Origin of the sequence: Coleofasciculus sp. LEGE 07092 (assembly GCF_015207375.1) — a bacterium.
GTDB lineage: Bacteria > Cyanobacteriota > Cyanobacteriia > Cyanobacteriales > Coleofasciculaceae > LEGE-07092.
Map to the genome: position 1 here is coordinate 1 of NZ_JADEWY010000185.1, position 10,141 is coordinate 10,141.

Genomic DNA, 10,141 nt, shown 5'->3' on the forward strand with positions numbered 1-10,141 from the left:
GATAGCTTCAGGCTTCCCTTTCCTACTAACCTTGACATCAATAAGGTCAAAGAATGGACTATCTTGCCCAAAAACGGCGCATTCTATTTGGAGGCATCTTATGAAATACCTCAAAGGGAATTCCTTAATGAATCAATTTCGGTTTTGGGCGATCGCTCTAACAAATTTCCTCGCTATTGCTAAGAAAATCTTAAAACTTACAGGATTGCTTTTATTGTGTGCAATCGTACTGAGTTGGTCACGTCCCGCACAAGCCGCTAGCCGCCTTAATCCGCAGTTGGAAGAGCAAGTTTTGCAAGTTATTCGCGCTCATCCAGAAGTGATTATAGAATCTGTTCAAGCATATCAGCAGCAAGTCCAGCAACAACTCCAACAGGCACAGCAAGCATTCGTCCAACAAATAAAAACCAATACCAAAGCGGTGATTGGTGAGTCTCCCACCACTGGCAAAGCGAATTCAACGGTTTTGCTAGTTGAGTTTTCAGATTTTCAGTGTCCCTTCTGTGCTCAGGCACATGAAACTGTCCAACAGTTTATGGCAAAGCATCAAGATGAAGTCAACTTAGTTTACAAGCATTATCCTCTAAGTTCGATTCATTCCCAATCCCTATCTGCTGCTAAGGCGGCTTGGGCTGCGAGTCAGCAGGGTAAATTCTGGGAGTATCACGATGCGCTATTTACCCAGCAAGACCAGCTCAGTGAGCCATTTTACATCGCTACCGCTAAAGCTCTAAATCTGGATATCGAACAGTTTAACAGCGATCGCAACAGTGCTGCGGCTGAGGCTGCAATTCAGAACGATATTCAGCTTGCTGAGAATTTGGGGATTGGCGGTACACCCTTTTTTGTCATGAATGGAGAGACGTTCACGGGGGCGATTCAACTGGCTGAAATGGAGAAAATTCTGGAACGTGTCACAGAATCGTGATTCGGTTAGACCTTAATATAGGGTTATCTTTTGTAGGCGGGTTTATCGATATCTGGGCTACATAGGGAAGATACTTGTAAACCCGCCCCTACGGAACTTTACAAAACAGGTTGCAATACTTCTACCTGTTTTAACTCCCAACCCCGCTCAAATATCTCATCAATCGACAGCATCTGACCATCAATTGTCATAAAGTTATGGTCTTTGGTTGCTCGAATAATTGAACCGTCTTCCAGGGAATATTCAAAGACTTCTTGGTGTCCTCGGTTATGCCATTGAGCAATGGGTTGCGTGTAGACATAGCCATTATTGTCAACAGTATACACCGTGCAGTCAATTTCCTTTTCGACAATTTCACCAATCGCTAGAAAACCATATTCAATGGTTAAAATCTTAGTATCGTAGCTCAAGCAATATTCAGCAAACAGTACCATTTGCTCGAATAAGTCTTCAGATACCCTTTTAGAAACTCCATTTTTAGCTGCGCCGTCAATAAAAATGTCTCGATGCTTTTGCATCTCAGAAACCTTTTTCTTGCCCATGGCACGCCTTAATAAATCGGCTTGACCCAGGGAATATCCGGCTAAGTCCTGAGCCATTTTCATAATTTGCTCTTGGTAGCAATTATGAGTTACTACCCCATGAGCGAGAAAATAAGGTGAGTCTTGATTCTCCATCTGGAGATCGAAGCATTCTTCTTTTCCGTTCTCTTCAACAGAGACAACATAAACCAGGCGAGCATCTTGTAAGTAAGTTTCTTGGTAGATTTTGTGATACAAATCATCCCAATCCTTAATTTGGGTTTTGTATTGAGATGATTTGGGTTTAAATAAAGTTGCCTGTTGAAGCGATCGCTTGGCTAACTTCCTTGTCACGCTATCTGTAACCGCAAGAGACTCTACTAACAATTTTGCGAAATTCTCTGATGAAACTGGCAGATAATTCTTTGCTGTTTCTGCATATTGCTTACCGGGAAGTTTGGATTGCCCTAAAATTGAGTTAAATCGAGTACGGTCAGTAATCAGAACATAATTTTTTACAACCGAATACGATATCTTCAGACTCCCTAACAACAAAGCAACTTGTTGGATTAACCGAGGAGATGCACTGCGGAAGTAGGCGACTTTCTCGCTATAACATCCATCGCTGTCCCACAGACCGCACAACAAATCAATTCGGTCTTGCTCACAGTAATCTGAAACATCGTCTGGTAAATATTTTGCAACAGATTTGACCTTCCATCCCCTACCTCCGTATAAACTATCTAGAAATTGTGTCAAAGGAGTAGGTTTGGGTTGTGTTTTAAACTTCGAGTAAGCATACCAGCATCTTGTATGGAAATAATAATTAGGTTCCCCCCCCCAGGTTTCGGCAATCAGATTAGCAACCCAGATAGCTGTCTCTTCTATAGAACAGGTAATATTGGGAGTTGAAGAGACTAAATTTCCATCTCCTATCAACAAACCAAGCAGATAAGCTTCATTCTGGCGTAGTTTTTGGCTGTTCTTGGATAGAGTCCATTTTTCATAAAGCGCAGAACTATAGATATGAGCGTTTTTGAGTCCTCCTGCTGCTGGTGTGAGTTCCCAGGCAAACTTGTCTCCTTCTGGTGTTAAAAAGCGGTGATTCTTACTGGAATAAATAACCGTACCGCTAGATAGAGTGATTTTCAAAATCTCTTTAACACCACTGCACCAGTGTTTAGCAACTTTGGCTGACCAAACCTTTTTTCCATCAGACGTTAAAATTACGTCACCAGGTTTTATCTCCTCAATCGGCACGTAAGAACCATCAGGTTTATCGATTAGTGTACCCTTTGGCAAACAAAGCGTTCCATAGGTTTCGTTCAAAATTGGCTCTAACAGAGGATGTTGATACTCAACTTTCTCCCTCCCATGTTTACGGTTAATAAACTTAGGAATCAGACCCGCATCTAATGGTCCGGGTCGGTACAGTGCCAAAATTGAGGAAATATCTTCGATACTAGACGGTTTCAAGTCTCGCACGACTTGACGCATCCCCGATGATTCTAATTGGAAAATGCCTTCTAACTCACCTTGCGCTAAAAGCTTATAAGTTTTTTCAATATCATCAGGGCGTTTTTTAACTTCTCCTTTTGCCAGAATGTGGAATGCCTTGCGTTCGTCAAGGGTTAGCTGATCTAAATCTAGAGTGAAATTTTGATTTTTTTGAATTAACTCTACTGTTTTTTGAATCGTGGTTAAATTCTTCAAACCTAAAAAATCCATCTTCAGCAGACCCAGAGATTCCAAATCTTCCATGAAATACTGGGTGATGACGGCACCATCATTATTCTTTTGCAACGGTACAATCTCATCCAACGGTTCTGATGAAATCACAACTCCAGCCGCATGAACACCAAAGGTTTTGTTAGTTCCCTCAATCCGGATCGCCATATCGAGCCAGTGGCGAACTTTTGGATCTTTTTCGTAAGCCTCTTTAAACTCTGGAGAGGGTGTTTTATTAGAAATCATCACCTTCAGCTTGGTGGGTTTTCCTCGCGAAACCGGAATCATCTTTGCCATCTTGTCAGATTCGCCGTAGGGAATATTTAATACCCTTGCAACATCCTTTAAGACAGCTTTGGAGGTCATACGGTTAAACGTAATAATTTGCGCCACCCGCTCTTCCCCATACTTTTGGGTAACATATTTAATAACTTCATCACGTCTATCAATACAGAAATCCGTATCAATATCGGGCATGGATTTCCGTTCTGGATTAAGGAAGCGCTCGAATAAAAGTCCGTGATGAACAGGATCAATATTGGTAATTTTTAAGGAATAGGCAACTAAAGAACCCGCCGCAGAACCCCGCCCAGGACCAACAGGAATACCTTGATCTCTCGCAAATTTGATGTAATCCCATACGACTAAAAAGTATGTGGAAAACCCCATCTGCTGCATCATTTTTAACTCGTATTCCAGTCGTTCTCTGTAGACAGGATTAACTTCGCTGCGAGAACGACATCCCAAGCGGTTTAGTAGTCCTTGCCACGTTACTTCCTCCAGGTAGGTATCAGCGGTGTGTCCACTGGGAACGGGGTAATTGGGGATGCGAGGTTCCCCCATAATGTCGTAGGGTTTAACTTTGTCGGCAACGTCTAAGGTGTTAGAGATCGCTTCTTGAATGACATCATCCGGTAAATGATCCCGAAATAGCTGCGCCATCTCCGCTGCAGACTTGAGATATTCGGTGCCGCTGTAGCGCATCCGCTTATCTTCTTCGATCAGCTTACCCGTCTGAATACACAGCAAGGCGTCGTGTGCTTCTACGTCGTAGCAGGAGATAAAATGAGAATCGTTAGTAGCAACAATTTTAATTCCTAACTCGCGGGCAATCTTAACGATTTCAACGTTAACAATTCGGTCTTCAATAGAGCCGTGGTCTTGAATTTCGAGATAGTAATCTGCAGCGAAGACTTCTTTATACCACTGCGCTACTTGACGAGCAAGTGTTGGGTCGCCTTTAAGAATTGCTTGAGGAACTTCACCCCCCAAACAGGCACTTGTAACAATTAACCCTTCACGATACTCTTTGAGTAAATCTTTATTGATACAAGGACGCTGGAAAATTCCTCGTCCCTGGAGTCCATTTAGATTAGAAATCGTCGTCAGCTTGACTAAATTTTTATAGCCTTGGGTATTCTTTGCCAAGACAACTTGGTGATACTTGCGCTGGCGCTTTGTATTATCCTCAATGTCACCGTTGATTACATACATCTCGTTGCCGATAATCGGCTTGATGCCTTTTCCTCGGCATTCTTTAATCAGCTCGATCGCGCCATACATAACTCCGTGATCGGTGAGAGCGATCGCAGGCATTCCCAGCTCAACGGCACGTCCAACCAACTGCGGTAACTGAGAGGCACCGTCGAGAAGACTGTAATCGCTATGAATGTGGAGACCGACGAAGGACATAAAGGGTAAGTAGGGATTAAACTACATCACTATTGCAGTAGCTTGTTGGCTGGGTCAAGCAAGAGCGGAACTCATCCTAGCAAATTTCTATCACCCCTTAGTGAATGTGATATAGCGGAACTCAAGAAGCGTGAAGTACAGCCCTCACTCCCTAGCCCCCTCTCACTCGCTTTTTGAGAGGGGGAAACTCTACCTCAGTAAATTGGGAAACGCTATACCGCTATCATTCTCTATATAATGATAAGACACTTAGTTAGTAGTGAGTACTTTAGCACTCTCCTACGAATGTTTGTTTATCTAACGCTCAGTTAGTTGAGCTTGGCTTGCGTACACTTGTTGCAAAAAATGTTGAACAGCTTGCTGATACTGAACCCCAGCAACTTCTGCTACGTCATTGTGACCGGCATCGGGAACGAGCAATAATTGTTTGGGAGCAGTGATAGTATCAAATAAGACTTGACTCATCAGGGCAGGTACTACACGATCGCTCGTTCCATGAATTAATAGTAGTGGCATCGTCAGATACTTTACTTTGCTGATCGAGTCAAACTTCTGGGTTAGCAGCAAATCAGCGGGAAATAGACTGTAGATGCCTTCATGTTCTACCATCAGGCGCATGGATGTAAACGTGCTTTCCACAATTAAGCCAGGAATACCTGGGTTTCTTGCAGCTAACTCGATTGCGATCGCTCCTCCTAAGGAATGACCATAAACGAAAATATCCTGGGGAGCAATCCCACGTTCTTGCACCAGGTAATCCCAAGCGGCTTGAGCATCCTGATACACTTGGGCTTCGGTGGGAAAGATTCCATCACTTTTCCCGTAACCCCGGTAATCAAATAGCAGCACCGAGAAACCCCACTGGTGAAACCGTTGGGTATGCCTGATATTTGCACCAATATTTTCTCCATTGCCGTGCAGATACAGCAGAACACTAGGGGTTGGAGAAGCAGCAGGAATCCACCAACCGTGCAGGCGTTCTACCTTACCCGTTTTGGTAGACACCGGTATCGAAACCTCTTGATAAGGTAAACCTAAATCAGCCGGTGTAGATTGAATTACCTTGGTGGGGACAAAAATTATGCGATTTTGCCAGAGTAGTAAGGCGATGCAGATCAAGAGGTAAGCGATCGCTAAAATTCCGGCAACGGTTAGCAGTAATTTTAAAAGGGTGACGGCTCGAATTGACATGAAAACTGGAACGAAGAAAGCCAGACTCCATCCTAAAGGATACTGTCGGTAAAAGGGGGGTGGCATCCTTCAGATAGGAGAATGATTAAAGGCAGATCCCCGACTTCTCGAGAAGTCAGGGATCTAAACCGTTGCGGCTACCCACTTAGAGCGGTGGCTTCTTGAGATGCCAATCGGTAGACTGCTCATAAGCATACGCCACCTGAAAGAGTTGGTCTTCGCGCAAGACTTTACCAATTAACTGTATACCAATTGGCAATCTCTGATTATCAAAACCACAAGGCACACTCATCCCTGGCAAACCCGCTAAGTTAACGGGGATAGTCATCAAATCTCCCAAGTACATACTTAAAGGGTCTGCTGTTTTTTCCCCAGCCTTAAATGCTGTTGTGGGAGCCGTGGGACATAACAAAACATCAACCTTTTCAAATGCGGCATCAAAGTCTTGTTTAATTAAGGTACGAACCTTTTGCGCTTTCAGGTAATAGGCATCGTAATATCCTGCGGACAGAGCATAAGTACCCAACATAATCCGACGCTTGACTTCTGCACCGAACCCAGCAGCGCGAGTTTTCGTGTACATCGACAGTAGACTGTCAGCGTTATCTGCCCGGAAGCCGTATTTAACGCCATCGTAGCGAGCCAGATTCGCTGAGGCTTCAGATGGGGCAATAATATAGTAAGTTGGCAAACCGTAGCGGAATCGGGGGCAGGAAATTTCTTGAACTTCGGCACCCAAAATTTTTAGTTGTTCGACGGCTTTATTCACTGCCTGTTCGACGACAGGATCTAAGCCTTCGCCAAAGGTTTCTTTAATAATGCCAATCTTGATACCGCCTTGGGACTTGAGATTGGGTTGCAGAAACTGCGTGTAGTCAGGAATTTCAACCTTGAGACTGGTGGCATCCTTGGGGTCGTAACCTGCGATCGCACTTAGTAAAATAGCAGCATCTTCTACAGTTTGTGAGATCGGACCGATTTGATCTAAAGATGAGGCAAAGGCGACTAAACCGTAACGGGACACTAAACCATAAGTAGGTTTCATGCCAACAATGCCACAGAACGATGCCGGTTGACGAATGGAACCCCCCGTATCAGAACCAAGGGCAATGGTGCATTCTCCCCCTGCTACTGCTGCTGCTGAACCCCCAGAGGAACCTCCTGGTACTCGTTCTAAGTCCCAAGGGTTAGCAGTAAGGTGATAGGCGGAGGTTTCGGTGGAACCGCCCATGGCAAATTCATCCAGATTCGTTTTACCCACCATCACCGCACCTATATCCTTAAGCTTTTGGGTAACGGTAGACTCGTAGGGGGGGACGAAGTTTTCCAGAATGCGGGAGGCGCAGGTGGTGGGAACGCCCTTGGTACACATATTATCTTTGATACCAATGGGAATTCCTGCCAACAGACCAATATCTTCTCCGGCGGCTATTTTGGCATCCACTTGACGCGCCTGTTCTAGAGCTTGTTCTGAGGTAACGTGCAAAAAGCTGTGTAGTTTTGGTTCTAGCGCCTCAATTTGCTTTAGGGCTTCTTGGGTAATTTCGACGCTTGAGCGTTCTTTGTTGATGAGTTGTTGGTGCAACTCGCGAATGGATGCCATGTTTGTACCTTCACTGACTACCGTGCTCTAGTATTTTGGCAAAAAATTGAGCGGCTAGCTGAACAGAGAGTGTGGGACATGGAAAGAGTCTGACTGGGGTGTCAAAATGCTTATCACCGTGTTGATGATACAGCACAGAAAATTACCCAAATGCGATCGCTCCTTTACCATCTGCCATCACCATCAAGGCGCGATCGCTTATAGTGGAAACTTCAATCCGGATAGTATCGTCCCCGGAACGAAAAGAGAACGAAAGTCAACTTTTAGCGTTGAAACATCATGACGATGAAAAATGGTCAATGCCGCTCCTGCGGTTCCTTTGATATACGCAGCAACAGGAACCGAAAATTTCCTGCCCTCAATACGATGACACTCGGATTGGGAAACTCATCAGCTCGTTACGCTGCACTTGATACCTACGTTTGTGTCAACTGCGGCTACGTCGAAAGCTATGTGGCATCCCCAGAAGACTTAAACTACATCCAAGACAACTGGGAAAGTGTTGGCGTCAAGTGCGAGAATACGGTGCGATCGCGAAAAAACTCTGATCAGCTACCGCCAAGACATGATGAACACTGGAGAACCCAAACCCTGCACAGTTAAGAAAATTGCTCAAAAAAACAGTCATTACTACCTAGCGGATTAATATCATAGCAGTTTTCATCCGTTCTAGCGTTCTAGAAAAACCTCTCCCTTATAAACAAAAGAGATATTAACACCTCCTTCTCTTGTAGAAAAGGGGGTCAGGGGTTTAGGTTTTTAATATTCACACTACTAAATCGGTGTTATAGGACGGTAATTCTGCATGACGACCCATCTGCCAACAGTTAACACTACCCCCAATCTGATTTCACCCACAATTTTCCCTAACCAGTCGAGGAATACTCCGCCCGTAAAACTAGGGATTATGGCATCTGGAAGCGGCAGCAACTTTGAAGCGGTAGCGCAAGCGATCGCCGATGGGCAGCTTAACGCCCAAATTCAAGTGATGATTTACAATAATCCTGGCATCAAAGCCGTAGCCAGAGCCGAAAAACGGGGCGTTCCAGTTGTTCTGCACAATCACCGGGACTATAAAAAACGGGAAGAGTTAGATAGCCAAATTGCCCAGACGCTGCGGCAGTACGGAGTAGAATTGGTGATCATGGCAGGCTGGATGCGTGTGGTAACGCCAGTTCTCATCGACGCCTTCCCCAACCGACTAATTAACATCCACCCCAGTTTATTACCCAGTTTCAAGGGTGTGCGGGCGGTAGAACAAGCACTGGCGGCTGGAGTAAAAATTACAGGCTGTACCGTTCACCTGGTATGCCCGGAAGTGGATAGTGGCCCAATTTTAATCCAAGCGGCGGTTCCCGTTCTACCGGATGACACCTCAGAAACCCTCCACGCCCGGATTCAAATTCAAGAATATCGAATTTTCCCCCAAGCGATCGCCCAGGTTGCTGCAAGTATTGCAGTGGCAGGACGTTAATCTACATTTCTAGGGCGGAGATTCTTACACTTCAACCTCTTGATTTCCCAGTTTCCAAAGAAAGCTAGAAATCCAATTAGTCGCCACATGAGCCACAATCGGCACCAGTAAATTGCCTGTGAACACGGCACTAAATCCTAATAGCAATCCCACCACGGTTGCCCAAACGACATAGGGCCACTGTTGAGAACCACTCAGGTGTAAAATGCCAAAGACTAGACTGGATGCCACAACACCAAGGGGGTTTAATCCTACGGCTGGTAACATAACCCCCCGAAATAGCAATTCTTCACTCATGCCAGGTAACAACCCCAGCCAAATCAGGTCGGGTAATACTAGGGGTTTAAGAACTAACTGGAGGTAGAAGTCGGCACTTTGGCGGTAAGCGGGCCACAGACGGTAGATTACGCTACTGGCAGCCGTAATGACTACCCCTAGCCCTAGTCCTAAGAGCAAGGCGTTAGGGGTACCTTCTAAGGATAGGAGAGTAACGGAGCCGAATTCCAGCCATAACTTAGCGATCGCTAGCAACACGACAGCAGTTACCCCCATGGCAACTAACACTTGCATTCGCGTTAGGGGTTCAATTTTAGGGTTATCAGGAGACTGTTTTGTCACTAATAGATAGGCAATGCATGGACGACAGGGATGGGCTGAGGGACTCTGCACTGATACCAGCACGATGAGCAACCAGCAAGCCCAGTGCCTCTAAATACGAGTGTACTCGCATTACTTTAATCCCTAACGGTTCTGGTGGAACTTGCAGGGCGGTTTGGTTTTCTTCAACGGCAATAATCTGAGTAGACAATTGGCTGAAACTGAGTAAGGCACTGCCCCCACAGGTACTGGCGGGGATAACCACAGCATCTACCTCTTCTGCCCAAATGTCTCCCAGTTTGGGAAGGAAATTTCCCGTCTTGACGACAAACTGGGGGGCGCGACTGAGTCCAACCAAAACGCAGGGTAAGAAGGTGTAACCCAATTCCTCAGCCGCAGAGCGAGGG

Annotated in this window: 8 protein-coding genes and 3 pseudogenes; 4 read left to right on the plus strand and 7 right to left on the minus strand. The window is 45.3% G+C overall.

The window, feature by feature from the left end:
• The first annotated feature begins 100 nt into the window (after window positions 1–100).
• Window positions 101–928 carry a DsbA family protein gene (locus IQ257_RS27415; RefSeq protein ID WP_228061082.1) on the plus strand — a complete coding sequence of 276 codons (828 nt, stop codon included), beginning with the start codon at window positions 101–103 and terminating at the stop codon, window positions 926–928.
• A 98-nt stretch (window positions 929–1,026) separates the two neighbouring features.
• Here IQ257_RS27415 and IQ257_RS31715 read toward each other — a convergent pair.
• From IQ257_RS31715 to gatA, 5 genes and pseudogenes are all read right to left on the minus strand, one after another.
• Window positions 1,027–1,548, minus strand: a pseudogene (locus tag IQ257_RS31715) (trans-splicing intein-formed DNA polymerase III subunit alpha N-terminal partner DnaE-N); the annotation flags it as partial.
• 423 nt (window positions 1,549–1,971) lie between these two features.
• Window positions 1,972–2,709, minus strand: a pseudogene (locus IQ257_RS31720) (LAGLIDADG family homing endonuclease); the annotation flags it as partial.
• A gap of 45 nt (window positions 2,710–2,754) precedes the next feature.
• Window positions 2,755–4,869 (minus strand): annotated as a pseudogene (gene dnaE / locus IQ257_RS31725) (DNA polymerase III subunit alpha); the annotation flags it as partial.
• Between the two features lie 297 nt (window positions 4,870–5,166).
• Window positions 5,167–6,126: an alpha/beta hydrolase gene (locus tag IQ257_RS27425; RefSeq protein ID WP_322744482.1), complete on the minus strand. Its 960-nt coding sequence runs from the start codon at window positions 6,124–6,126 to the stop codon at window positions 5,167–5,169.
• A 79-nt stretch (window positions 6,127–6,205) separates the two neighbouring features.
• Entirely contained in the window at window positions 6,206–7,663 is a 1,458-nt protein-coding gene (gatA, locus tag IQ257_RS27430) for an Asp-tRNA(Asn)/Glu-tRNA(Gln) amidotransferase subunit GatA (RefSeq protein ID WP_193880939.1), read from the minus strand.
• A gap of 106 nt (window positions 7,664–7,769) precedes the next feature.
• Here gatA and IQ257_RS27435 point away from each other — a divergent pair, with 106 nt between their 5' ends.
• The 3 genes from IQ257_RS27435 (at window position 7,770) to purN (ending at window position 9,137) form a co-directional block, all read left to right on the plus strand.
• The gene (locus IQ257_RS27435; protein ID WP_193880943.1) at window positions 7,770–7,946 is read left to right on the plus strand and encodes a hypothetical protein; all 177 of its coding nucleotides are present in this window, start codon (window positions 7,770–7,772) and stop codon (window positions 7,944–7,946) included.
• On the plus strand, window positions 7,943–8,266 hold the full coding sequence (locus IQ257_RS27440) for a hypothetical protein (RefSeq protein WP_228061083.1): 324 nt from the start codon (window positions 7,943–7,945) through the stop codon (window positions 8,264–8,266). Before IQ257_RS27435 ends, IQ257_RS27440 begins: the two co-directional genes overlap by 4 nt.
• 202 nt (window positions 8,267–8,468) lie before the next feature.
• Window positions 8,469–9,137 (plus strand): phosphoribosylglycinamide formyltransferase, encoded by a 669-nt coding sequence (purN, locus tag IQ257_RS27445; RefSeq protein ID WP_193880949.1) that lies wholly within the window; start codon window positions 8,469–8,471, stop codon window positions 9,135–9,137.
• A 24-nt stretch (window positions 9,138–9,161) separates the two neighbouring features.
• Here purN and IQ257_RS27450 read toward each other — a convergent pair whose 3' ends face one another.
• Both IQ257_RS27450 and IQ257_RS27455 read right to left on the minus strand, forming a co-directional pair.
• On the minus strand, window positions 9,162–9,755 hold the full coding sequence (locus IQ257_RS27450) for a CPBP family intramembrane glutamic endopeptidase (protein WP_193880952.1): 594 nt from the start codon (window positions 9,753–9,755) through the stop codon (window positions 9,162–9,164).
• A partial coding sequence (locus IQ257_RS27455; protein WP_193933382.1) for a DUF3326 domain-containing protein occupies window positions 9,736–10,141 on the minus strand: 406 nt, incomplete at its 5' end. The genes IQ257_RS27455 and IQ257_RS27450, both read right to left, overlap by 20 nt.